We start from the raw sequence: 22,468 nt of genomic DNA, 5'->3' as shown, positions 1-22,468 counted from the left end.
GCGGGAGCCCCCGGAGGGAACCATGGATCGCTTGCTCCTCATGCACAGCTTCGTCACCGTCGCACAGGTCGGCAGCTTCAGCGGAGCCGCCAAGAAGCTGGGCTCCTCGGGCTCGCTGGTGTCACGGCACGTCGCCGAACTGGAACGGCAGGTGGGCGTCCGCCTGGTCAACCGCACCGCCCGTTCCGTCAGCCTCACCGAACCGGGGCAGCGGTACGCGGAATTCGCCGCACGCATTCTGGACGAGATCGACGCCGAGGACGCCGGCATAGCCCAGCTCCACGACCGCGCCGAGGGAGCGCTGAGCATCATCTGCCCCAAGTGGATAGGCAGTCTCGACCTCGGTGACGCCATCGCGGCCTTCTCCGCGGCCCATCCGAAAATCCAGATCCGCTTCGAACTCGGCGGAATGTCCGACCGGACCTACGACTTCCTGGACAGTGGATTCGACATCGCTTTCCACACCCGGGATCTGCGCGACTCCAGCGTGCGGCTCAAGAAGATATCGTCGCTGCCGTTCGTCCTGTGCGCGTCGAAGGCGTACATCGACCGGCACGGTGCCCTCGCCCACCCGAACGACCTGGCGGGCCACGACTGCCTGGTGCACACGAACGACCCCGTCTGGCGCATCGGCCACGGACACGCGAGCACCCTGCACAAGATCCGCAACATCGCCTTCTCGTCCAACTCCTACATCGCCCTGCAGAAGGCGGCCGTCCACGGCCGGGGCATCGCCCTGCTCCCACAGCGTCCGGCGTACGACGATCTCGTCTCCGGCGCCCTCCAGGTCCTGCTGCCGGAACTGGCGGTACCTGACCGCCCCCTGTACGCGATCTACGGCCCGGGCCACGACACCCCGCGCAAGGTCAGCGTGTTCCTGGAGTTCCTCGCCCAGTGGTTCTCGCAGAACCCCATGCGCGCGATCCGGCCATAAGGACTGCGCGCAGCCGAAGACCGACCGAGCCGCAAGAAACGATTGCGCATTCCGCGGGGGTCGGGCCGTTGAGGAATTCGTGGCCCGGAATCTACGCTCGCCAGGCGACCCGGAAACGAGGTATCCATGGGAATTCAGCGAATCGAATCGGTCACCTACAGCATCGATGATCTCGGCGAATGCGTCCGGTTCTTCGAGGACTTCGGGCTTTTCCTGGTGGAGAAGACCCGCGAGCACGCCGTGTTCGAGACGCTCACCGGCCAGACCCTGCACCTGGACACCGGGGCCGACCCGCGGCTGCCCGCCCCCGTGGAGGCGGGCCCGACCCTGCGTGAAGTGGTGTGGGGCGTCGACACCCGCGAGGAGTTGGAGCGGCTGGTGGCCGCGGCCGGCCAGGACCGGGCGGTCCGCGCGAGCGCCGACGGCGTCCACCACACCGTGGACGAGACGGGTTTCGGAGTGGGGCTGTCCCTGGCCCGGCCCAGGCCCGCCGTCGTCACCCCGCGCCCCGTCAACGCGCTCGGCAGCCTGCGCCGCTGGAACACGCCTCTGGAGCCGATCGAGCGGGTCCGCCCGCTGCGCATGTGCCACGTGGCCCTCAACATCCCGAAGCCGGGCAAGGAGGCGGCGGTCGCGTTCTACACGCGGCGCCTCGGCTTCCGGCCCACCGACGTGGTCGAGCCCATGGGGGTGTTCATGCAGGCCCCGGGCGACGACGACCAGCACACCATGCTGCTGTGCCACCGCCCGGACAAGGCCGGGGTCAACCACATCGCGTACGAGGTGCCGGGCTTCGACGACGTGATCGAGGGCGGCAACCACATGATCGAGCGGGGCTGGCGGGAGGCCCGTCGGCTCGGCCGGCACACGGTCGGCTCCAACGTCTTCCGCTTCGTGCACGCCCCGTGCGGAGGCCGCGTCGAGTACGCCGCCGACATGGACCGGGTCGACGACTCCTACGAGACCCGCGTCCACGAGACCACCCCGCCCCACCACATCTGGGCGCTGCGCTCCAACCGCGACCAGGACGCCCCAGCCTCCTGAGCTCCCGGCCTCCTGAACCGACCCCCGTCACTTCCGCGACCCCTCCTCGCCACTCCCGTCTCGCTCCGCTCGCTCGCCCGAGCTCCAGCCCGAGAGGCATCCACCCATGACCACCGAGCACGGCCACCCCGCCGTCCGCATGCACATCGCGGGCGAGTGGTGCCAGGGCGGCACCGGACGTACCGCCCCGATCGTGAACCCGGCCACCGAGGAGGTGATCGGAGAGGTACCGCTGGCCACGACCGCCGACCTCGACCGCGCCCTCGGCGCCGCCGACGAAGGCTTCCGTGTCTGGCGCGGGACGCCCGTCGCCCGGCGCACCGCCATCCTGCACGCCGCCGCGGGCCTGATCGACGAGCGAGCCGCCGAGATCGGCCGCGTCATGACACGGGAGCAGGGCAAGCCGCTCGCTGAGTCGACCGGCGAGGCCCACCGCACCGCCGACACCCTGCGCTGGCACGCCGACGACGCCCGCCGCGCGTACGGCCGCGTCATCCCCTCGGCCCCCGGCACCGTGCTGACCGTACGACGTGAGCCCGTCGGACCGGTCGCCGCCTTCGTTCCGTGGAACTTCCCGGTCGGCGGCCCCAATCGCAAGATCTCCTCGGCGCTCTCGGCCGGCTGCTCCCTCGTCATCAAGGCCTCGGAGGAGACCCCCGCGACGGCCGCCGCGCTGGTCCGGTGCTACCTGGACGCGGGCCTGCCGCCCGGTGTCCTCAACCTCGTCTTCGGCGAGCCCGCCGAGGTGTCCGCGCACCTCATCGCCTCGCCCGTGACCCGTCTGATCGCCTTCACCGGCTCGGTCCCCGTGGGCAGACTGCTCGCCGCCGAGGCGGGCAGGGCCATGAAGCCGTCCCTGATGGAACTGGGCGGCCATGCCCCGGTGATCGTCTGCGCCGACGCCGATCCCGTACAGGCCGCCCGCAGGGCCGCGCAGGCCAAGTTCGCCAACGCCGGCCAGGTGTGCACCTCGCCGAGCCGCTTCCTGGTCCACGAGAGCCTGGCCGAGGACTTCACCGCCGAGTTCGTGAAGGCCGCCGAGGCGGTCGTCGTCGGGGACGGTCTGAGCGAGGGCACCACGATGGGCCCGCTCGCCAACGAACGCCGGCTCGAAGCGATGGAGCGCCTCACCGCGGACGCCGTCGCCCGCGGCGCCAAGGTGCTGACCGGTGGCGAACGGCTCGACCGCGCCGGGTACTTCTTCGCGCCGACCGTCCTGACCGGCGTACCGGCGGACGCGGACCTGATGCACGAGGAACCGTTCGGACCGCTCGCCCCCATCACCGCCTTCACCGGCCTCGACGAGGCGCTCGCCACCGCGAACGCCCTCCCGTACGGCCTCGCCGCCTACGGCTTCACGCGGTCCGCCGCCACCGCCGAACGGCTCTCCGACGAGCTGGAGGCCGGGATCCTGTCGGTCAACCACTGCGGCGGCTCGGTCCCCGAGGCCCCGTCCGGCGGGGTGAAGGACAGCGGATACGGCCGGGAGGGCGGACCCGAGGCCCTCGACGCCTACCTGATCACCAAGCGCGTCTCCCACCTGCTGGTGCCATGAGGTACGCACGGGTGTCGGTCGGCGGCCGGGCGGTGTGGGGCGTGGTGGGGGAGCAGGACATCGCGCTGCTGTCGGACTCGCCGATCGAGGCCACGCGGCGGCAGCCGCACAGCGAGAACGGGCAGACGCCCGGCGAGAACCCTCCCGATGCCATCGGCACGATCCCGCGGGCGACCGCCGTGTGGCTGCCCCCGGTCGTGCCCCCGGTCTTCTACGCCGTCGGCATGAACTACGCACGGCACATCGCACACGCCGGGGCCACCACCCCGGACCGTCCCGAAGTCGGCTACCGCGCCAACAACGCGCTGACCGGGCACGGTTCGGCCATCGTGAGACCGGCCGAGGTCGAGGGCCGCTTCGAGGCGGAACCCGAACTCGTCGCCGTCATCGGCCGTACGGTCCGCCGCGCCACCCGGGAGGAGGCGCGCAAGTCCGTCTTCGGCTGGACCATCGGCAACGACGTCAGCGCCCGCACCTGGCAGCACCAGGACCGCACGTTCTGGCGCGCCAAGAACAGCGACACGTTCAAGCCGATGGGCCCGTGGATCGAGACGGACGTCGACGCGCTCGCCCAGACCACCACCCTGCGCGTGAACGGCGAGGTCCGCGCGGAGTTCCCCACCGGCGACATGGTCTTCGACCCCTTCGACCACATCGTCGAGATCACCAGGCACATCACCCTGCACCCGGGCGACGTGCTGTGGATGGGCGCCGAGTCGGCCTGCCGGATCGAGCCGGGCGACACCGTGGACATCGAGATCAGCGGCATCGGTGTGCTGTCCAACCCCGTACACCTCGAAGGGAATCGCGCATGAGCGCCGCCGCAAGGAACCGAGTGAGCGCCGAAGGGAATCGACCATGAGCAAGGAACCCCGGTACATCCACCACGTCAACTTCCCCACCACGGACCCCGACCGGACCGCCGACTGGTACACCAAGGTCTTCGGGATGAAGCGGATCATGCCCAAGTCCAACACCCGAGTGGTGCTGATGACACGCGGCAACTTCGACCTGCACTTCACCCCGGTCGAGGAGATGGAGCGCATGGCGCCCTACCACTTCGCCGTCGAGGTCGACGACTGGGACGACTTCCTTGAGCACCTGGGGGAGTTGGGCATCCGCCACACCCGCCCGATCCAGCGCCCCGAGAACCAGTCGAAGTTCTGCTACATCCACGACCCCGACCACACGATGATCGAGCTGGTCTGGCACGGCAAGCGCCCCAACTAGCGTTGTAGACAAGAGAGTTGACCCCTATGCCCTTTGCGGACTCCGACGGCACCGCCGTCTTCTACGAGCGCCACGGCAGCGGCCCGGCGATCCTGTTCGTCCACGGCAGCGGCGGACACCACGCCGCCTGGTGGCAGCAAGTGGCCGCGCTGCGCGCCGAGTTCACGGTGCTCACCGTGGATCTGCGCGGCTTCGGCTCGTCCGACCCCCGTGACCGCCCCCGCCTGGACACCGGCTCGGGCTCCGACAGCGGCACCGGCTCCGACAGCGGCACCGGCACCGGCTCCGGCTCAGGCACCGGCTCAGCGAGGCGCGAGTTCGACGGCCAGGACTTTCCCGGTGACGTCGTCGCGGTCCTCGACCAGGAGGACCTCACCGACGTGATGCTCGTGGGCCAGTCCATCGGCTCCGTCGCCGCGTTGCGGGCGGCGCTGCTGCGCCCCGGGCGGGTCGGCTCGGTCGTTCTCGGCCACTCCCTCGGCGGCATCGCGCACCCCGAGCTGAAGGAGCTGGCCGCCGCCGACCGCGCCGAGGCCGTCAAGCTGCCGGTCATCGACCGTCTGCTCACCCGGCGCTTCCAGCGGGAGCGCGCCGATCTGACCTTCCTGTTCCAGCAGATGGGCACCTTCAACATCGCCAGGATGCAGGACCTGCGCAACCTCGACACCGACGGCCCGTCGCTGGAGGACATCCAGAACTCGGGCGTCAAGGTCGCCTTCCTGGCCGGCGAGCAGGACGCGGTGCTCGGCGTGAAGACCGTGACCCGCGCCCATGAACTGCTGCCCGGCTCCCACCTGGAGATCGTCGAGGGAGCCCCGCACTCCATGTACTGGGAGGCGCCCGACACGTACAACGCGGCCGTCGCCCGCCTGCGCCGCACCCTCACCGCACAGGCCCCCGCCACACAGAAAGAAGCCGAATGAACCCCCTGACCCTGGACGCCGCCGAGGAGATCATCGACGCCGCCCACCAGCGCGCCCAGGCGATCGGGAAAGCGGTGAGTGTCGCCGTGGTGGACGCGGGCGGATTCCCCATCGCCATCCGCCGCCCGGACGGCGCCCGCCCCCTCACCCCGGACATCGCACGCGCCAAGGCCTACACCGCGGCGATCATGCAGCGCCCCGGCACGATGCTGAAGAAATGGCAGGAGAGCCAGCCGGTCTTCTTCGCCCAGCTCTCCCAACTCCCGGGTGCCGCCCTGCCGATCATGGCCACCGAGGGCAGCCTCGCCATCAAGAGGGCCGGCGAGATCATCGGCGGCCTCGGCATCGCGGGCGGTACGGCGGACGAGGACCAGCGGATCGCCGAGGAGGTCCTCCGATCCCTCGGCTACGAGCTGGAGTTCGCCGCCTGGGGCGTCGCGGGCACGCCCGCGCCGTCCGGAAAGGAGGCGTGAACCATGGCCGACACGTACAACTACCGCATCGACCACCACGGCAGCCTGGTCCGGCCGCCCGACCTCGCCGCGATCGGCGTACAGCAGGCGGTCGAGGACGTGGTCGCCCTCCAGCGCCGGCTGCGCTCCACCGTCGTGACCGACGGCGACTTCCCGCGGGAGGACTTCCGCAGCGCGGTTCTTGACACCGTCTCAGGATTCCGGCGTACGGACGGGACGGGCTCCGACGGTCTGGTCCGCTGGGTCGCCGAATCCCTCCCCAAGCCGAACGGTCCGCTGGTCGCGGACTGGGCCGGACGGCTCGCCGGGCTGACGGTTATCGCGCCGAAGGTGACGCTGCCCTCTGCGGCGTACCTCGCCGCCACCACGTACCGGCCGGGCCTCGGCCCCTCCTCCGCCCGTGAGTTGGGCGAGGCGCTCGCTGAGATCATCCGGGCGGAGATTGCCCTGCTGGTCTCCCGGGGCGTCCGCCTGATCCAGCTCAACAACCCACTCCTGCTGACCCAGTTGGCGACAGAACCCGCCGACCCCGGAGCCCTGTCCTTCGAGGACGCCCTCGCGGTGGAGGCGTCGGCGGTACGGCTGGACGAGCGCCCCGAAGGCGTACGCATCGGTGTGGCACCCGGCTGGACCGCACCCGCGGCGGTGGACCGGGCCCGCGCCGAGCGCCTGTACGGCGAGGTCGCGGCCGACCGCTGGATCCTGCCGTTCGACCAGGGGACCGCGGCCGAACTCGACCTGCTCAGGGCGCTGCCGGAGGACCGGGACGTCTGCCTGGGAGTGGTGGACGCGACCGTGCCCGAACTGGAGGACCTCGACACGGTGCTGGCCCGCATCGACGCGGCGGCCGAGGTGAAGGACCTTGAGGACGCGGCCCTGTCCCCGTCCCGGGGCTTCGCGGACGTGGCGAGCAGGCCACTGCTCAGCGCCGAGGAACAGCGCCGAAAACTGGTCCTGGTGGAAACCCTGGCCCGTTACTGCTGGGGCAACGAGTTCTAGCAGCCCCGGGCGCCCCCGGCCGGTCGCTGCAGCAGCCGCTACAGCACCTCCGCAAAGGTGACCGACCGGTCCGTCAGCAGCGGCCACACCGTCCGGACGATCAGCTCCTGGAAGTGGTCCGCCGCCTTGTGCGCCTCGAACCCGTCCCGGTCGGCGTACCTCTCGTACAACAGAAGGCCGCCGGGCTCGTCCACCACGGAGTGCACCTCGTACACCTCGTTGGCGGGTTCCGCACGCGTGAGCCCGCGCACCTGCAACAGGGCGGCACGCACCGCGGCCTCGTCGGCGGGCTCGCAGCGGTAGCGGGCGATGACTGCGTAGGCCATGTCGGTCTCTCTCCTCGGTGTGTCACGGCGGCCGGAGGGCGTCACGCATGCCCTCCGGCCTGCTGATTCCAGCATGGATCAACCGCCCGCCGACCCGCGCGAGGCGCAAGCAATGACTGCCGCCACGGGACTGGTGGCACCTCCCGCCATGGTGTGTTGTCGCATCCGGCCCGCGACCAAGGAAGTGAACCTCATGCGTACTGTCGAAGTCCTCTCCGGCGGGGAGTGGGTGGCGACCGGCGAGTGGATCGACGTCCACGACCCGGCCGACGTCCGAGCGCCGATCGCCCGCGTCCCCGCCCTCGCCGCCAAGGACGTCACCCGGGCCTACGACCACGCCGAACGGGCCTTCGCCGGCTGGAAGCGCACCAGCCCCTTCGAACGGGCCCGGATCCTCACCGGCGCGGCCCGGCTGATCCGCGACCGGGTCGAGGAGATCGCCGCCGACGTCACCGCCGAGAACGGCAAGACCCTGGCCGAGGCGACCGGCGAGACCCTCAAGTCCGCCGACTTCCTGGAGTACTACGCCGGGCTCGCCCGCCAGGGCTACGGCACCCTCCTGCACGACGCACGGCCGAACCACCGCACCCACACCCAGCGCGAACCCATCGGCGTGATCCTCGTGATCAGTCCCTGGAACGACCCGCTGATCACCCCGGCCCGCAAGCTCGCCCCGCTGCTCGCGGCCGGCAACACGGCCGTGTTCAAACCGGCCACCGAAACCCCGCTGGCGGGACTGCACTTCGCCCGCGCCCTGCACGAGGCGGGGCTGCCCGCCGGTGTCCTGAACGTGGTCACGGGCCGAACGGCCGAGATCGAGGAGGCGCTCCTCGACGACCCGCGGATCGTCGGCATCACCTTCACCGGCTCCAACGCCGTCGGGGCCCGCATCCGCCACAGGCTCGCCGACCGCAACGTCCGCTTCCAGGGTGAGCTGGGCGGCAAGAACGCCTCCGTGGTCCTGCGGGACGCCGACCTGCCGGCCGCCGCGAAGACGGTCGTCGCCGCCTCCTTCGGACAGGCCGGGCAGCGTTGCACCGCGACCAGCCGGGTCGTCGTCGAACGGCCCGTGTACGAGGAGTTCACCCGGCTGCTGGTCGTCGAGGTGGAGCAACTCAGGATCGGGCCGGGCGGCGACCCCGCCACCACCCTGTGCCCGCTGTCGAGCCCCGAACGGCGCGACAGCGTCCTCGCGGACCTGGGCAGGGCCGTCGAGGAGGGCGCCGCGGTCCTCACGGGCGGCGGGCCCGACACCGCGGGGGAGCGGGCGCACGGCTGCTACGTACAGCCGACCGTGCTCACCGACGTCACCCCCGGCACGGCGATCTGGCGCGAGGAGGTCTTCGGACCGGTCCTCGTGGTCCTCGCGGTCGACGACTTCACGCAGGCCGTCGACGCGGTCAACGACTCGGACCTCGGCCTCGCCGCGGCCGTCTTCACCCGTGACCTCGCCTCGGCGTACCGCTTCGCGGACGAGGCCGAGTGCGGGCAGATCGCGGTCAACACCACGACCACCGGCTGGGACGTCCATCTGCCCTTCGGCGGCTTCCACGACTCCGGAACGGCCTACAAGGAGCAGGGCGAGGAGGTCCTGCGCTTCTCGACGCGCGTGAAGACGGTCGCCGTCCACATCGGCGCGCCCGATGCCGCGGAGCGGATCCGTGAGTCCCGTGGCTGACGAGACCGTCGGCGTCGTCGGGGCCGGCATCGTGGGCCTGGCCACGGGCCGCGAGATCGCCCTGCGCCGCCCCGGCACCCGGGTGGTCGTACTGGAGAAGGAGCCCGAGGTCGCCGCCCACCAGACCGGGCACAACTCGGGCGTCGTACACGCCGGGATCTACTACGCACCGGGCAGTCTCAAGGCCGAACTGTGCGTGCGCGGTGTCTCCCTGCTGCGCGAGTACTGCCAGGAGCACAGGCTCCCGTACGAGGAGATCGGCAAGCTCGTCCTGGCCGTGCGCGAGGACGAGCTGGGCCGGATGGAGAACCTCTACGAGCGGGCCGGGAACAACCACGTGCCCGAGCTGCGGAAGGTCTCCGAGAAGGAGATCAGGGAGATCGAGCCCAACGCGGGCGGCATCGCGGCCCTGTACTCCCCGCGCACCGCGATCACCGACTACCGGGCGATCGCCCGGAGGTTCGCCGAGGACATCGAGTCCTCGGGCGGCGAGATCCGGCTGGGTTACCCCGTCACCTCGATCACCGGCGTCCCGGGCGGTATCGAGGTGACCTCAGCCCAGGAGCAGGACAAGGAACGGTTGGGTCGGGGCCCGATCCGCGTCGACCGGCTGGTCCTGTGCGCGGGGCTGCACTCGGACACCGTGGCGAGGCTGGCCCAGGGCAGGCCGGAGCCGCGGATCGTCCCGTTCCGCGGCGAGTACATGCTCCTGAAGCCGGACAGGACCGATCTCGTACGAGGCCTGATCTACCCGGTGCCCGACCCGCGTTACCCCTTCCTCGGCGTGCACTTCACCCCGCGTGTCGACGGCTCGGTCGAGGTCGGCCCGAACGCCGTCCTGGCCCTGGCCAGAGAGGGATACACGCGCGGCAGGATCTCGGCGAGGGACCTCGCGGGACTCGCCGCCTACCCCGGCGCCTGGCGGATGGCCGCCCGGCACTGGCGGACAGGCGTCCGGGAGTACCGCGGCTCCCTCTCCACGGCGGCCTTCATGAAGGACGCGCAGGCGTACGTCCCGGGCGTCGGTGTCCGTGACGTCGTGCGCGGCGGAGCCGGTGTCCGCGCCCAGGCCCTGGACCGGGACGGCACGCTCGTCGACGACTTCCGCGTCCACCGGGCGGGCCGGGTCACCGCCGTCCGCAACGCCCCCTCACCGGCCGCGACCGCCTCCATGGCGATCGCCGGACACATCGCCGACGCCGTCTTCGCCGACGACACCGATGCCTGACCCATGGCGGACCAGCGCCTGAGCGACGGCCGACCAATTCCTGACCGCCAGTGCTTGACCGATGTCCGACCGACGCCCGGAGCAACCGCTGAACGCCCTGCGCAGAGGGGCTTTTCGCGCAACAACAGCTTGCGTCCCCAGCTCTCCGCAGGGCCTCACCTCCCGCCTAGCGTTCCTCCCGCACCACCTCGCCGACCCGCTCGGCAGCCTGTCAACAGCCCGTACAAGCGCAGGAGTTGAAGCCATGTTCGTCGTCGACACACAGATCCACATCTGGAAGGAAGAGACCCCGGACCGCCCCTGGGTCCCCGGCGCGCGTGAGCGCATCCGCCTCAACGGCCACCGCGAGGACCCCTTCTCGTACGAGGAGGCCCTGGAGCTGATGGACGAGGCCGGCGTCAACCGGGCGCTGATCCTGCCGCCGTCCTGGGAGGGCGACCGCATCGACTACGCGCTGGAGGCGTGCGAGGCGCACCCGGACCGCTTCGGCATCATGGCCCGCATCCCGCAGAACAAGCCCGAGGAGGGCAAGGCGCTGCTGGCCGACTTCGCGCAGAACCCGCATGTGAAGGGCACCCGGCTCACCTTCCACCGGCCGATCGACCGCAACTGGATGATCGACGGCACCAACGACTGGTACTGGCCGATCGCCGAGGAGCTGCGCATCCCGACGATGGTCCACGCCCCGATCTGGAAGCGCGAACTCGGCGAGATCGCCGCCAAGCACCCCGAGTTGAAGATCATCATCGATCACATGGGCATCATGGCCCGCTGCGTCGACGACGCGATCGGCTACTGGGTCCAGGAGACCGCCGACCTCGCCGCCCACCCGAACATCCACGTGAAGCTCTCGGCGCTCCCGGGCTACTCCACGCAGCCCTTCCCGAACAACAACATCCAGAAGTACGTACGCGAGATGGTCGACAGGATGGGGCCGCAGCGCTGCTTCTACGGCACCGACATCACGCGGCTGCTCGGCCACGGCATCACCTACACCGACACCATCGAGCAGTTCACCAAGCACTGGGACTTCACGCCCGAAGAGCTCGAATGGATCATGGGTCGAGGTATCTCCGAGGTCCTGAACTGGCCGATCGAGGGCTGAGGAACCACCGGAGATGTCACCAGAGATGTCAGAGATGCCACCGGAGATGTCATCAGAGACGCCTTCGAAGACGCCTTCAGAGGCGCCCTCGGAGAAGACCGGCACGACCGGTCCCCCGGGAGCCGACGGCGGAGACGCTCTCGTCACCGCCTTCGCCGCCGCCGGCGCCGACCACCTCTTCTGCTCGTCGGGGTCCGAGTGGGCCCCGGTGTGGGAGTCCCTCGCCCGCCGCCATCGGGACGGGCTGCCCTGTCCCGCGTACCTCGACCTGACGCACGAGACCGTCGCCGTCGGCATGGCCACCGGCTACGGTCTGCTCAGGCGCCGCCCCCAGGGCGTGCTGCTGCACGCGGCCCCCGGGCTGCTGCAGGGCTCCATGGCCGTGCACGGGGCGCTGCTCGCGGGCGTCCCCATGGTGGTGGCCTCCTCGGAGTCGACCACGTACGGCGACGGACCCGGCCAGGACCCCGGCGGCCAGTGGTACCGCAACCTCTCCATCGTGGGCGGCCCGCACGGCGTCGCCCGGCCCTTCACCAAGTGGGCCACCGAGGCCGCGAGCGTCCACACCCTGCCCACCATGATCACGCGGGCCGCGGAACTGGCCTGGCGGGCACCGGCGGGACCGGCGTACCTGAACATCCCGCTGGAGATCCTCCTTGAGGAGTGGGACGGCCGGGAGGCCCACCCCGTCGTGCCGCCGGGCTCCACCCACAGCTCGCCCGAGCAGGTCGACCAGGTCGCGCGGCTGATCCGGGAAGCCCGCAACCCGGTGATCGTGACCGAGACGGCGGGCCGTGAGGAGGGCGGCTTCGAAGCGCTGGTCGCCTTCGCCGAGGCATGGAGCCTCCCGGTCGTCGAGCCCGACTCGGCGGTCTGCGGCAACTTCCCGCGCAGCCATCCGTTGCATGCCGGCAGCGGCATCGGGCCGTGGATGGACGACGCGGACCTCATCCTCCTCGTCAACTGCCGCGCCCCCTTCTACCCGCCGTCCCGCCGCCCCTCCCGGGCACGGGTCGTCGTCATCGACGAGGTGCCGCAGCGCCCGCACGTCGTCTACCAAGTCCTGTTCGCCGACAGGTACCTGGAGGGTGAGGTGACCAACACCCTGCGCCAGCTGGCCGAGCGGGCGAAGGGCCTCGACGGGACCGCGGTGGCGATCCGTCGTACGGCACAGGAGGAACGGCACCGTTCCGAGCGGGCCGCGATCGCCGCCGCGGAGACGAAGGCCGCGGAGACGCCCGCCTCCGCCCGGACCGCCGAGGGAGGGGACCGGGGACGGTCCGACGGCGTCGACCCCGTCCTCGTCGCCGCCACCCTGCGCGAACTGCTGCACGGCCGGGACGGCATCGTCGTCGACGAGACCATCACCCACAGCCGTGTCGTCAGGCGCCACGTCCGGACCGACGCGCCCGACTCGTACTTCTACGTGCAGGGCGGACTGGGCCAGGGCATCGCGGTCGCGCTCGGCGTCAAACTCGCCGCCCGGGAGCGCCCGGTGGTCCTCACGATCGGCGACGGCGCCTTCGCGTACAACCCGGTCATCCCGTCGTACGACGCCTCGAAGACCTATGAACTGCCGCTGCTGATCGTGGTGTTCAACAACCGTGTCTACAAGTCGATGAACCTCAACCACCGCAGGTTCTACCCCGAGGGCGCGGCGGCCGAGACGGGGGAGTGGCTCGGTACCGACCTGCGCCGGCTGCCCCGACTGGCGCGGTTCGCCGAGCCGTTCGGCATGCACACCGAGACGGTCGACGCGCCGGACGCCCTCGCGCCCGCGCTCGAACGCGCCCTCAAGGCCGTGTCGGAGGGCACCACAGCCGTCGTCGACGTCCTGGTCACCCGCTGAGTCCTGCTCAGTCCCGCCGACTTCCCCCACCTCAAGGAGGCACCCGCCGCCATGACCGACACACCGACCGCCCAGCCGGGCAAGGTCCGCCTCCCCGCCGAAGCGCTGCGTACCTTCTCCGCCGCCCTCCTGGAGAAGGGCGGCCTCAGCCCGGAGCACGCGGCCACCACCGCCGACGTCTTCGTCTGGGCGGCGCTGCGCGGCGTCGACTCCCACGGCATCGCCCGCGTCCCCGCCTATCTGGAACTGCTCGCCAAGGGCGTGGCCAACGCGAACGCCGAGATCAGGATCGAGTCCAGCACGCCCGCCGCGGCCGTCCTGGACGCCGGCCGCGCCCCCGGCCCGGTGGCGCTGAGCGCCGCCGCCACCGAGGCCGTGGTACGGGCGAGGACCACCGGCATCGCCTCCGTCGGTGTGCGCGGCACCGTCCACACCGGCGCCATCGGCTACTACGTCTCGAAGATCGCCGAACAGGGCATGGTCGGACTCGGCTTCGTCGCGGGCATGCCCAACATGGGTTACCCGGGCGTCAAGGGCGCCGCCGTCGCGACCAGCCCGCTCGCCGTCGCCGTACCGGCCGCCGAGCACGCCCCGCTGCTCCTCGACATGGCCACCGCCACCATCGCCCTCGGGAAGATCCGCCAGGCCCGGGCGAGCGGGAGCCCGCTTCCGGAAGGAGCCGCCGCCACCGAGGACGGGACCCCCACCACCGATCCCGAGAAGGCGGTCATGCCGCTGCCGCTGGGCGGCGCCAAGGGGGCGGGCATGTCGCTCGCCTTCGAACTGCTCACCAGCGTGCTCGTCGGCGCGCCGATCCTCACCGCGTTCCACTCGGACGACCCGAAGGGCCGCAGGCACCGCCAGAACGCCCTGCTCATCGCACTCGACCCGGCCGCCTTCGCAGGTGCGGAGGGCTTCACCTCGGCCGTCGACGCCACACTCGGCACCCTCAAGGGGCTGCCGGCGGCGGACGGCGGTGAGGGGGTCTTCTACCCGGGCGAGCGCAGCGCGGAGGTGGCCGCCGAGCGGGGCGTACGGGGGATCCCCGTGGCGCTCGGGGTGTGGCGTGAGCTGACGGAGAACGCCGAGAGGTTCGGGATCACTCCGCCGACGCCCACGCTCACGCCGACGGCCTGACCGGACGCGCGCACCGACCTCAGGACAGGGCGCCCACATGCGCGAGCGCCTGCTTGAGCAGGGCGCCGTGGCCGCCCGGCATCTCGTTGAGGACCATGGGGGACGAGGCCTCCTGAGGGCTGAACCAGACCAGGTCGAGGGCGTCCTGGCGGGGACGGCAGTCGCCGGTCACCGGCACGATGTAGGCCAGGGACACCGCGTGCTGGCGCGGGTCGTGGAACGGCGTGTCCCCCAGCGTCGGGAAGTACTCGGCGACGGTGAAGGGCTGCAGCGAGGCCGGCACCCGGGGCAGCGCGACCGGGCCGAGGTCCTTCTCCAGGTGGCGCAGCAGGGCGTCCCTGACCCGCTCGTGGTGCAGCACCCGGCCGGAGACGAGCGCGCGGCTGACCGCCCCGCCCGACCCCATGCGGAGCAGCAGTCCGATGCTGGTCACTTCGCCGCTGTCGTCGACGCGCACCGGCACGGCCTCGACATACAGGATCGGCATGCGGGCGCGCGCCTGCTCAAGCTCGTCGTGAGGCAGCCAGCCGGGCGTGGTTTCGGTCATGTCAGACATTGGTTGATCATACTTTCAGCCTCTGGTGTCGCGAGCGTGTCGCCCGACACAGCGGGGTCCGGAGCCACGGATCTTCCGTGGCCCCGGATCTTCTGTCCGCTCGTCCCCGCCGCAATCGCGAGGTCACTCTCAAGAGGTCGGTGCGGTCACCTTCGTGGCGGTGTCGCCGTCGACGGCGGCGGCCAGCTGCGGGACCAGGCGGTCCAGCATGTAGGGCAGGCTCAGCACCGAGACGAAGGACACGGAGTTTCCGTAGTCGCTGGTCTCCTCGACGAAGACCTCGCGGCCCTGCTTCACCACGTCCAGGTCGCCGTAGAGCGCGTTCTTGTGGAGCTTGGCCTCGTCCTTCGCCTTGTCGCCGACGATCCAGACGGCGGCGTCGGTGTCCAGCAGGTCGGTGCGTTCCTTGCTGATGTTGGCACCGAACTTGTCACCGATGACCTTGTCTAGGTCCGTCGGCAGTTTGAAACCGAGGTCGGTCAGGACCCGCGAGCGCGAGTCCTGGCTGCCGAAGACGAAGATGCCCTCGTACGGCGTCGCCATCACGCCGGTGGACTCGGCGAACTCCGGGTTGTCCTTGGCGGCGGTCGCGAAGTCGGCCTCGACGCCCTTCACCAGGTCCTTCGCCGCGGACTCCTGGCCGAGCGCCTTGCCGATGATCTCGGTCTGCTGCTGCCACGGCACACCGAAGTCGTTGTACTGCTTCGGCTGGGCGACGACCGGCGCGAACTTCGAGAGGGTCGCGTACTGGTCCTTCGTGAGGCCGCCGTAGACCGCGAGGATCAGATCGGGCTTCAGCGCGGCGATCTTCTCCGTCTGCGGACCCGTGCCGGTGTCCTTCAGGACGGTCGGGGTCTTCCCGCTGCCCAGTTTGTCGGTGGCCCAGGGGCCGATGGCGCCCTTGTAGCCGCCGAGCCACTCGGTGGTCCCGACGGGCACCTTGCCGAGGGCGAGGACGGCGTCCTGGTCGGTCAGCCCGACCGTGACGATCCGCTTCGGCTCGGACTTGACGGTGGTGTCGCCGTATTTGTGGGCCAGGGTCACCGGGAAGGCGCTGTTCGCGGACGCGGACTTGTCGGCGCCCGCCGCGTCCGAGCCGGAGTCGTCGTCGGAGCCGCAGGCCGCTGCGGTGGTGAACAGGAGGAGCGCGGAGGCGAGCGCCGCGACAAGGCGTGCGCCTCTGGAGGAGCCGGGCATCAGTGGTCCTTCACGGTGGTGGTGTCAGGGCTGGTGGTGACAGGGCTTGTGGGGTCGGGGCTGTGAGGGTGCGTGGGGGTCTGTCCGGCCGTGGCGCGGGTGCCGGACCACGCCGCCCAGAGGGAGGCGTAGGGGCCGGCCGCGGCGCACAGCTCGTCGTGGGTGCCGTTCTCCACGATCCGGCCGGCGTCCATGACGACGATCCGGTCCGCGGTGGCGGCCTGGGTGAGGCGGTGCGCGACGACCAGCGCCGTGCGGCCCTCGACCGCCCGGTCGGCCGCCTGCTCCAGGAGCCGGGCGCCGGTGCTGCCCGCTTCGGCCGTGGCCTCGTCCAGCACGGCCACCGGCGGATCGGCCAGCACCAGCCGCGCCAGGGCGAGCTGCTGGACCTGGGCGGAGGTGAGGCGGTGCCCGCCGTCGCCGACGACCGTGTCCAGGCCCTCGGGCAGAGCCCCGGCCCAGTCGAGAGCGTCCACGGTGGCCAGCGCGGCACGCAGTTCGTCGTCGGTGGCACCGGCCCGCGCGAGCCGCAGATCGTCCGCCAGCGGTCCGGCGAAGACATGCGTCTCCTGGGTGACCAGCGCGACCGGCAGTCCCTCCCGGGGTACGCCGTCGTCGGTCGTCACGCGTACCGAGCCGGACGTCGGCCGGTGCACGCCCGCGATGAGTTTGGCCAGCGTGGTCTTGCCTGCGCCGCTCACACCGACCAGGGCGACCCGCTCACCCGCCCGGAGCGTGAGGTCGACGTCGTGCAGGACGGGGCGGCCGGGCTCGTAGGCGTGGTGGATGCCTGTCACGGTGACGGTGCCGTGCGCGTCCGAGGGCCCGGAGAGGGACGGTTCGGACGGGGCCGGCCCGTTCGGGGACGGCTCGGGCGTCGGCTCGTCGGCGACCCCGACCAGGCGGGCGAGCGCGGCCGTCGCCGACTGCGCGTCGTCGAGGAGGACGAGCGCCTGGTTGACCGGCGAGAACAGACTGTGGAAGTAGAGCGCGGCGGCCGTGGCCGTACCGATGGAAACCGATCCGCCGCGCACGAGCAGGAACCCGGTGACGAGGACCGCCGCGAGTCCGGCGTACTCCGCCACGTGCAGCCGGTTGTAGAAGTTCAGCACCAGCCGTACCCCGCGCAGGGTCAGCTCGACCGCCGCCGACGAACGCCGGGTCACCCGCGCGGTGTGCTCCTCCTCAAGCCGGAACGCCCGTACGGTCCCGGCGCCCGCGATCGTGTCCAGCAGCTGCTGCTGCTGGGACCCGGTGGCGATCCGCTGCTCGGCGTAGAGCGGCACGGCGTTGCGTACGTACCAGCGGGCCGTGGACGCCTGGACGGGCACCGCGATGAGTGCCGCGAGGAAGAACCGCCAGTCCAGCGCGGCCATCGCGGCCAGGGTGAGCACGATGGCCAGCAGGGAGCGGGCCAGTTCGGGCAGGGCCGAGCGCACCGCCTCGCCCACCACCGAGACGTCCCGGGTGACCCGCGCGGTGAGGTCGCCCGCTCCCGCCTTCTCCACCTGCTCCAGGGGCAGTCGCAGGGCCTTCTCGACGAACCGCTCACGCAGTTGTGCGAGGGCGGTCTCGCCGAGCCGGGCCACAAGTGACAGGCCCAGCACGGTCGTTCCGCCCTGCGCGAGGGCGACCAGCACCAGCAGGACGGCCGGCAGGGTGATGCTCCCCGGCGGGCGGTGGTCGGCGACGAGGTCCACGATGCGGCCGAGCAGCGGCTGGACCAGCAGACCGACGGCGGTGGCCACGACCATCATGGCGAAGCCGCCGAGGGCCAGGCGGCGGTGCGGGCGTATCAGTTCGCGTACGGCCGCACGGGTACGGGCCTGGGTCGCGGTGGGCAGCAGCTCCCGGCCCGCTGTGGTGGCGGTGCCACGCAGGTCACCGACGGTCTCGCTCATGCCAACACCGCAGCTCGGTAGGTCTCATGACGGGCGATCAGGTGCGCGTGCGAGGCCGTGTCGGTGACCCGTCCGTCGTCGAGCAGCACCACCCGGTCGGTCACGGACAGCAGTGCGGGGCTGGTGGTCACCAGGACCGTGGTGCGGCCCTTGCGGACCTCGCGCAGGCCGGTCGCGATGCCCGCCTCGGTCACGGCGTCGACCGCCGTGGTCGGATCGTGGACCACCAGGACGGGCCGGTCGGCCGCCAACGCGCGGGCGAGCGCCACCCGTTGGCGCTGTCCGCCGGAGAGCGAGCGGCCGCGCTCGCTGACCGCGGTGTCCTCGCCCTCGGGCAGGGTCTGCGCGACCTGGGCCACCCCGGCCGCCGTCATGGCGGGTTCGGGGTCGCCGGACTCGGGCGCGGCGGCCGTGACGTTGTCGCGGACGGTCCCTTCGAAGAGGTCCGCGTCGTGCTCGGCGACCAGCAGGGCCGTACGCATCTCGGCGGGGTCCAGGTCCCGCAGGGAGACGCCGTCCAGTTCCACCGTGCCCTGGTCGGGGTCGGCGCGCCGGGCCAGGCAGCGCAGCAGGTCGGTGGCGTGGGCGGGGTCGGTCGCGACCACGCCGAGCAGTTCGCCGGGCGCGATGTCCAGGTCCACCTCGCGCAGCCCGCCGTGGCTGACGCCGGTCAGCCGCAGCGCGCCGCGCACCTGGGTGGGCAGGCTCAGGGCGCCGGCCGTGACGGCGTGCGGGGTCGCCAGGACCTCCGCGACCCGGCCGGCCGAGGCCCGGCCCTGGGCGAGTTCGGCGTTGACCCAGGCGAGTACTTCGAGGGGGCCGACGAGGAAGAGCGCGAGCCCGACGGCCGACACCAACTGGCCCAGGCTGATGCTTCCTTCGGCGGCCAGCCGTCCACCGACCAGCGCGACCACGGCGATCAGACAGCCGGTCAGGGCCAGCACCATGCCGCTCTGGAAGGCCTGCGCGCGGGCCGCCTTCAGCGTGGCCGCCAGGGAGTCACGGCTGGTGGTCCGGTAGCGGTCGATGGCCGCCGACTCGCCGCCGATGCCCTTGAGGATCCGGAGGCCGGCCACCAGGTCGGCGGCGACCGCGGAGGCGTGTGCCGCGCGCTCCTGCTCGGCCTCGCTGCGGGTCTCCAGGGGCTTGCTCAGCAGATGCCCGAGCCAGAGCAGCACGGGTGTGCCCAGCAGGACGACAAGACCGAGCAGGACCGAGGTACGCAGTAGGACGAAGGCGCAGGTGAGGATGCCGGCCAGGGACGCGATCCCGTACATCACGGCCGTGTTGACGCCGCCGACGCGCTTGGCGTCCTCGGTCGCGGTGTTGGCGAGCGCTCCGGGCAGCCGCCCGTCCTCGGCGCCACCGCCGGGGTGCAGCACCCGTCGTACGAGGGCGATGCGCAGGGAGTGTTCGGAGCGGACCGCGGACCGGTCGCCGGCCCAGGCGCCGAAGCGGAACGACAGCGCCAGAGCGGCGTAGACCACGGCGAGGACGCCGAGCCACAGGAGGAGGGCGCCGGTGTCGGAGCCGGTGACGGCCCGGTCGATCACCACGCCGATCAGCACCGGAACCAGGGCTTCACCGACCTGGTGTCCGGAAGCGAGCAGCGCGCCGAGACCGACGTCCCGGCGTTGCTCCCTGACCGACTCCCGCAGGACGTCACGTCCTGACGGATATGTAGGACTCACCCGCAACCCCTCCGGGATCGGACGAAGAAAACTTAGGTGAGGCTACTCTAAGTTGCTGACCATGGCATTGCCCAGGGCGGGCCCCGTGAGTGCGGGTGCGGGCCCCGCGCGCCGAAGCGGCCCGCGCGGGCCGCTCTCGTCGGGCACCCCGGTGGGACACCCGCGCGGGCGTGGCGGCACGAACCCGTGCCGCCGCACCCGCGTACGGGCGTGCGGGCCCCTCAGCCGGCCGGCACCGCCAAGTCGGCCGCGCGGTGGGCGATCAGGGACTCCAGGATCTCGCCGGACCGCACCGCCGTGGTGGACAGCAGGGTCGAGGTGAGGCCGTGCGTGTGCTCGGTCGCACCCTGCAGATAGATCCCCGCGCTGACGTCGGGAGTGAGTTCGACGCGGTGGTCGCGCCCGACGCGTACGGCGTCCTTGTCGTCCCGCAGGCAGAGTTTCGCGGTTCGGCCCAGCAGGGTGTCGAGGTCTCTGGGGCGGTAGCCCGTCGCGTGGACCAGCAGGTCCGCGGAGAGCACCTCCCGTTCCCCGGTGGGGAGATACTCGACGGTGACCTCCAAGTGGTCGTCGAAGCTGCGTACGTCCCGGATGCGGGACACGTTGCGCAGTTGCAGCCGCTCACGGCCCTGGACCTTCTCGCGGTACATCGTCGCGTACAGCGACTCGATGAGATCCATGTCGACCACCGAGTAGTTGGTGCTGCGGTGGTAGTCGACCAGGGACTGTTTCACCTCCGGCGTGGACCGGAAGTAGACGTCCACGGCCTCCGGGTCGAAGATCCGGTTGGCGAACGGGCTGTCGTCGGCGGGCGTGTACCCGTACTTGGCGAAGATCGCGCAGATCTCCGCCTCGGGGAAGGAACCGTGCAGGTAGTCGAGCGCCTCGGCGGCGCTCTGGCCCGCCCCGAGCACCAGGACGCGGCCCACCGGCTGCCCGGACTCGTTCAGCTCACGGACGCGCGGCACGAGCTGGCTGTTGTGCCAGATGCGGTCCGACAGGGCCGTGTCCGGCGGCAGATGCGGCTCCAGGCCGACGGCCACCGAGATGTTCCGGGCCCGTCGCGTGATGGTCCGCCCGGGTTCACCGGGCACGCTGCTGACGACGTCCAGCCAGCGGATCTCCCCGTCGGGGCCGGTCACCGGCTCGACGGACACGACCTCGTCCGAGTAGTCGACGAGGTGCGCCACCCGGGCGGCGGCCCACTCGAAGTACTCGTGGAACTCGATCCGCAGGGGGAACAGTGTCTTGGCGTTGAGGAAGTCCACCATCCTGCCCCGCTCCCGCAGGAAACACAGGAAGCTGAAGTCGCTGGTCGGGTTGCGCATGGTGACCAGGTCCTTGAGAAAGGAGACCTGCATCGTGGCGTCTTCGATGAGCATTCCCCGGTGCCAGCCGAACGACGGCTGGCGCTCCAGGAATCCCGCGCGGATCCGGTTCTCCGGAGCGGCTTGGGCGTTGTGTTCCTCAACCGCGATGGCCAGCGCGAGATTTGACGGCCCAAACCCTATACCGAGCACGTCAAGGACGGCGTCCGGTTCGTCGTGCAGTGCGTTCACCGCAACTTTTCCTTCCCCTAGGCGCCACTGATGGTAAATAAGGTTAGCCTTACCTTGCAATGGTGTGTCCTAAGAGAGGATCGACTATGCGGGTCGTCATGTTCGGCTACCAGACCTGGGGGCATCGCACCCTTCAGGCTCTGTTGGACTCCGACCACGAGGTGGTCCTGGCCGTGACCCACCCCAAGAGCGACCACGTGTACGAGAAGATCTGGGACGACTCGGTGGCCGACCTGGCCGAGAAGCACGGCGTACCGGTGCTGCTGCGCAACCGGCCCGACGACCCCGAGCTCCTCGCCGCGCTGAAGGACGCGGAGCCGGACCTGATCGTCGCGAACAACTGGCGCACGGTGCTGCCTCCGGAGGTCTTCGACCTGCCGCCCCACGGCACGCTCAACATCCACGACTCGCTGCTCCCGGCCTACGCGGGCTTCTCCCCGCTGATCTGGGCGCTGATCAACGGCGAGCGGGAGGTCGGTGTCACCGCGCACCGGATGAACGCCGAACTCGACGCCGGTGACGTCCTGCTGCAGCGCGCTGTGCCGGTCGGCGCGGCGGACACCGTCGCCGACCTGTTCCACCGCACGGTCGACCTGATCGGCCCGGTCGTGAACGAGTCGCTCGACCTCATCGCCTCGGGCCGCGCCCAGTGGATACCGCAGGACCGCAGCCGGGCCAGCTTCTTCCACAAGCGGTCCCTGGAGGACAGCCGGATCGACTGGACGTGGCCGGCCGAGGACATCGAGCGGCTGGTACGGGCCCAGTGCGACCCGTACCCGAACGCCTTCACGCACCACCGCGGGCAGCGGATCCGGATCGTCGAGTCCGCGGTCTCGGAGGGCCGTTACGGCGGCACCCCGGGGCGGATCTTCATCCGGGAGGGCGACGGAGTGGTCATCGTCGCCGGTACCGAGGCGAGGAACGGCCGGCTGCGCGGGCTGGTCGTCAAGCGTGTCCGCACCGAGGACGGGACGGAGCACGCGGCGACGGACTATTTCCGCACGATGGGCGGCTACCTGACCGCTCGCCCGTGAGCGCCAGGGCAGTGAGCACCACGGTGGTGAGCACCACGGCAGAGGCCGA

The 22,468-nt window shown here is 71.2% G+C and carries 20 protein-coding genes; 14 read left to right on the top strand and 6 right to left on the bottom strand.

Going from position 1 to position 22,468, the window contains the following annotated elements; genetic code table 11:
- Positions 1-22: 22 nt before the first annotated feature.
- The 8 genes from OHS59_RS08260 to OHS59_RS08225 all read left to right on the top strand — a co-directional run bounded on the left by OHS59_RS08260 (position 23) and on the right by OHS59_RS08225 (position 7,158).
- Entirely contained in the window at positions 23-934 is a 912-nt protein-coding gene (locus tag OHS59_RS08260) for a LysR family transcriptional regulator (protein ID WP_328492727.1), read from the top strand.
- A gap of 126 nt (positions 935-1,060) precedes the next feature.
- The gene (locus OHS59_RS08255) at positions 1,061-1,978 is read left to right on the top strand and encodes a VOC family protein (protein ID WP_328492726.1); all 918 of its coding nucleotides are present in this window, start codon (positions 1,061-1,063) and stop codon (positions 1,976-1,978) included.
- A 106-nt stretch (positions 1,979-2,084) separates the two neighbouring features.
- Positions 2,085-3,533 carry an NAD-dependent succinate-semialdehyde dehydrogenase gene (locus tag OHS59_RS08250; protein WP_328492725.1) on the top strand — a complete coding sequence of 483 codons (1,449 nt, stop codon included), beginning with the start codon at positions 2,085-2,087 and terminating at the stop codon, positions 3,531-3,533.
- Positions 3,530-4,348 (top strand): fumarylacetoacetate hydrolase family protein, encoded by an 819-nt coding sequence (locus tag OHS59_RS08245; protein ID WP_328492724.1) that lies wholly within the window; start codon positions 3,530-3,532, stop codon positions 4,346-4,348. The genes OHS59_RS08250 and OHS59_RS08245 overlap by 4 nt, the downstream gene beginning before the upstream one ends.
- 43 nt (positions 4,349-4,391) lie before the next feature.
- Positions 4,392-4,763: a VOC family protein gene (locus OHS59_RS08240; RefSeq protein ID WP_328492723.1), complete on the top strand. Its 372-nt coding sequence runs from the start codon at positions 4,392-4,394 to the stop codon at positions 4,761-4,763.
- 26 nt (positions 4,764-4,789) lie between these two features.
- On the top strand, positions 4,790-5,686 hold the full coding sequence (locus tag OHS59_RS08235; protein ID WP_328492722.1) for an alpha/beta fold hydrolase: 897 nt from the start codon (positions 4,790-4,792) through the stop codon (positions 5,684-5,686).
- Entirely contained in the window at positions 5,683-6,159 is a 477-nt protein-coding gene (locus OHS59_RS08230) for a GlcG/HbpS family heme-binding protein (protein WP_328492721.1), read from the top strand. The genes OHS59_RS08235 and OHS59_RS08230 overlap by 4 nt, the downstream gene beginning before the upstream one ends.
- A gap of 3 nt (positions 6,160-6,162) precedes the next feature.
- On the top strand, positions 6,163-7,158 hold the full coding sequence (locus OHS59_RS08225) for a methionine synthase II (cobalamin-independent)-like protein (RefSeq protein ID WP_328492720.1): 996 nt from the start codon (positions 6,163-6,165) through the stop codon (positions 7,156-7,158).
- A gap of 38 nt (positions 7,159-7,196) precedes the next feature.
- Here the strand turns inward: OHS59_RS08225 and OHS59_RS08220 are convergent, their stop codons facing one another.
- Positions 7,197-7,484 (bottom strand): putative quinol monooxygenase, encoded by a 288-nt coding sequence (locus OHS59_RS08220; RefSeq protein WP_328492719.1) that lies wholly within the window; start codon positions 7,482-7,484, stop codon positions 7,197-7,199.
- Positions 7,485-7,677: 193 nt separating this feature from the next.
- Here OHS59_RS08220 and OHS59_RS08215 point away from each other — a divergent pair, with 193 nt between their 5' ends.
- From OHS59_RS08215 to OHS59_RS08195, 5 genes are all read left to right on the top strand, one after another.
- Positions 7,678-9,162: an aldehyde dehydrogenase family protein gene (locus OHS59_RS08215; RefSeq protein ID WP_328492718.1), complete on the top strand. Its 1,485-nt coding sequence runs from the start codon at positions 7,678-7,680 to the stop codon at positions 9,160-9,162.
- Complete coding sequence (lhgO, locus tag OHS59_RS08210) at positions 9,155-10,390, top strand: L-2-hydroxyglutarate oxidase (RefSeq protein WP_328499114.1); 1,236 nt, start codon at positions 9,155-9,157, stop codon at positions 10,388-10,390. The genes OHS59_RS08215 and lhgO overlap by 8 nt, the downstream gene beginning before the upstream one ends.
- A 244-nt stretch (positions 10,391-10,634) precedes the next feature.
- Positions 10,635-11,495, top strand: coding sequence for an amidohydrolase family protein (locus OHS59_RS08205; RefSeq protein WP_328492717.1), 861 nt, complete (start codon positions 10,635-10,637; stop codon positions 11,493-11,495).
- Between the two features lie 46 nt (positions 11,496-11,541).
- Positions 11,542-13,344, top strand: a complete 1,803-nt coding sequence (locus OHS59_RS08200) for a thiamine pyrophosphate-dependent enzyme (RefSeq protein ID WP_328492716.1) — start codon at positions 11,542-11,544, stop codon at positions 13,342-13,344.
- 51 nt (positions 13,345-13,395) lie between these two features.
- Complete coding sequence (locus tag OHS59_RS08195; RefSeq protein WP_328492715.1) at positions 13,396-14,481, top strand: Ldh family oxidoreductase; 1,086 nt, start codon at positions 13,396-13,398, stop codon at positions 14,479-14,481.
- A gap of 19 nt (positions 14,482-14,500) precedes the next feature.
- On the opposite strand, the gene OHS59_RS08190 is transcribed toward OHS59_RS08195, so the two are convergent.
- The 5 genes from OHS59_RS08190 to OHS59_RS08170 all read right to left on the bottom strand — a co-directional run bounded on the left by OHS59_RS08190 (position 14,501) and on the right by OHS59_RS08170 (position 21,385).
- On the bottom strand, positions 14,501-15,028 hold the full coding sequence (locus OHS59_RS08190; RefSeq protein ID WP_328499113.1) for an NUDIX hydrolase family protein: 528 nt from the start codon (positions 15,026-15,028) through the stop codon (positions 14,501-14,503).
- A gap of 138 nt (positions 15,029-15,166) precedes the next feature.
- Positions 15,167-16,234 (bottom strand): iron-siderophore ABC transporter substrate-binding protein, encoded by a 1,068-nt coding sequence (locus OHS59_RS08185; RefSeq protein ID WP_328492714.1) that lies wholly within the window; start codon positions 16,232-16,234, stop codon positions 15,167-15,169.
- Positions 16,234-18,135: an ABC transporter ATP-binding protein gene (locus OHS59_RS08180; RefSeq protein WP_328492713.1), complete on the bottom strand. Its 1,902-nt coding sequence runs from the start codon at positions 18,133-18,135 to the stop codon at positions 16,234-16,236. Before OHS59_RS08180 ends, OHS59_RS08185 begins: the two co-directional genes overlap by 1 nt.
- Positions 18,132-19,826 carry an ABC transporter ATP-binding protein gene (locus tag OHS59_RS08175; RefSeq protein ID WP_328492712.1) on the bottom strand — a complete coding sequence of 565 codons (1,695 nt, stop codon included), beginning with the start codon at positions 19,824-19,826 and terminating at the stop codon, positions 18,132-18,134. Before OHS59_RS08175 ends, OHS59_RS08180 begins: the two co-directional genes overlap by 4 nt.
- A gap of 221 nt (positions 19,827-20,047) precedes the next feature.
- Entirely contained in the window at positions 20,048-21,385 is a 1,338-nt protein-coding gene (locus OHS59_RS08170; protein WP_328492711.1) for a lysine N(6)-hydroxylase/L-ornithine N(5)-oxygenase family protein, read from the bottom strand.
- Between the two features lie 86 nt (positions 21,386-21,471).
- Between OHS59_RS08170 and OHS59_RS08165 the strand changes: the two genes are divergently transcribed.
- The gene (locus OHS59_RS08165) at positions 21,472-22,419 is read left to right on the top strand and encodes a methionyl-tRNA formyltransferase (protein WP_328492710.1); all 948 of its coding nucleotides are present in this window, start codon (positions 21,472-21,474) and stop codon (positions 22,417-22,419) included.
- Positions 22,420-22,468: the final 49 nt, after the last annotated feature.

The organism is Streptomyces sp. NBC_00414, assembly GCF_036038375.1.
Classification (GTDB): domain Bacteria; phylum Actinomycetota; class Actinomycetes; order Streptomycetales; family Streptomycetaceae; genus Streptomyces.
The sequence above is the reverse complement of the archived record's forward strand: the minus strand, read 5'-3'. Positions and strand labels throughout refer to the sequence as shown.

Excerpts from the sequence above, each read along its gene's own strand:
- OHS59_RS08260 (WP_328492727.1), top strand. The coding sequence starts at position 23 with ATGGATCGCTTGCTCCTCATGCACAGCTTCGTCACCGTCGCACAGGTC.
- OHS59_RS08255 (WP_328492726.1), top strand. The coding sequence starts at position 1,061 with ATGGGAATTCAGCGAATCGAATCGGTCACCTACAGCATCGATGATCTC.
- OHS59_RS08250 (WP_328492725.1), top strand. The coding sequence starts at position 2,085 with ATGACCACCGAGCACGGCCACCCCGCCGTCCGCATGCACATCGCGGGC.
- OHS59_RS08245 (WP_328492724.1), top strand. The coding sequence starts at position 3,530 with ATGAGGTACGCACGGGTGTCGGTCGGCGGCCGGGCGGTGTGGGGCGTG.
- OHS59_RS08240 (WP_328492723.1), top strand. The coding sequence starts at position 4,392 with ATGAGCAAGGAACCCCGGTACATCCACCACGTCAACTTCCCCACCACG.
- OHS59_RS08235 (WP_328492722.1), top strand. The coding sequence starts at position 4,790 with ATGCCCTTTGCGGACTCCGACGGCACCGCCGTCTTCTACGAGCGCCAC.
- OHS59_RS08230 (WP_328492721.1), top strand. The coding sequence starts at position 5,683 with ATGAACCCCCTGACCCTGGACGCCGCCGAGGAGATCATCGACGCCGCC.
- OHS59_RS08225 (WP_328492720.1), top strand. The coding sequence starts at position 6,163 with ATGGCCGACACGTACAACTACCGCATCGACCACCACGGCAGCCTGGTC.
- OHS59_RS08220 (WP_328492719.1), bottom strand. The coding sequence starts at position 7,484 with ATGGCCTACGCAGTCATCGCCCGCTACCGCTGCGAGCCCGCCGACGAG.
- OHS59_RS08215 (WP_328492718.1), top strand. The coding sequence starts at position 7,678 with ATGCGTACTGTCGAAGTCCTCTCCGGCGGGGAGTGGGTGGCGACCGGC.
- OHS59_RS08205 (WP_328492717.1), top strand. The coding sequence starts at position 10,635 with ATGTTCGTCGTCGACACACAGATCCACATCTGGAAGGAAGAGACCCCG.
- OHS59_RS08200 (WP_328492716.1), top strand. The coding sequence starts at position 11,542 with ATGTCATCAGAGACGCCTTCGAAGACGCCTTCAGAGGCGCCCTCGGAG.
- OHS59_RS08195 (WP_328492715.1), top strand. The coding sequence starts at position 13,396 with ATGACCGACACACCGACCGCCCAGCCGGGCAAGGTCCGCCTCCCCGCC.
- OHS59_RS08190 (WP_328499113.1), bottom strand. The coding sequence starts at position 15,028 with ATGACCGAAACCACGCCCGGCTGGCTGCCTCACGACGAGCTTGAGCAG.
- OHS59_RS08185 (WP_328492714.1), bottom strand. The coding sequence starts at position 16,234 with ATGCCCGGCTCCTCCAGAGGCGCACGCCTTGTCGCGGCGCTCGCCTCC.
- OHS59_RS08180 (WP_328492713.1), bottom strand. The coding sequence starts at position 18,135 with ATGAGCGAGACCGTCGGTGACCTGCGTGGCACCGCCACCACAGCGGGC.
- OHS59_RS08165 (WP_328492710.1), top strand. The coding sequence starts at position 21,472 with ATGCGGGTCGTCATGTTCGGCTACCAGACCTGGGGGCATCGCACCCTT.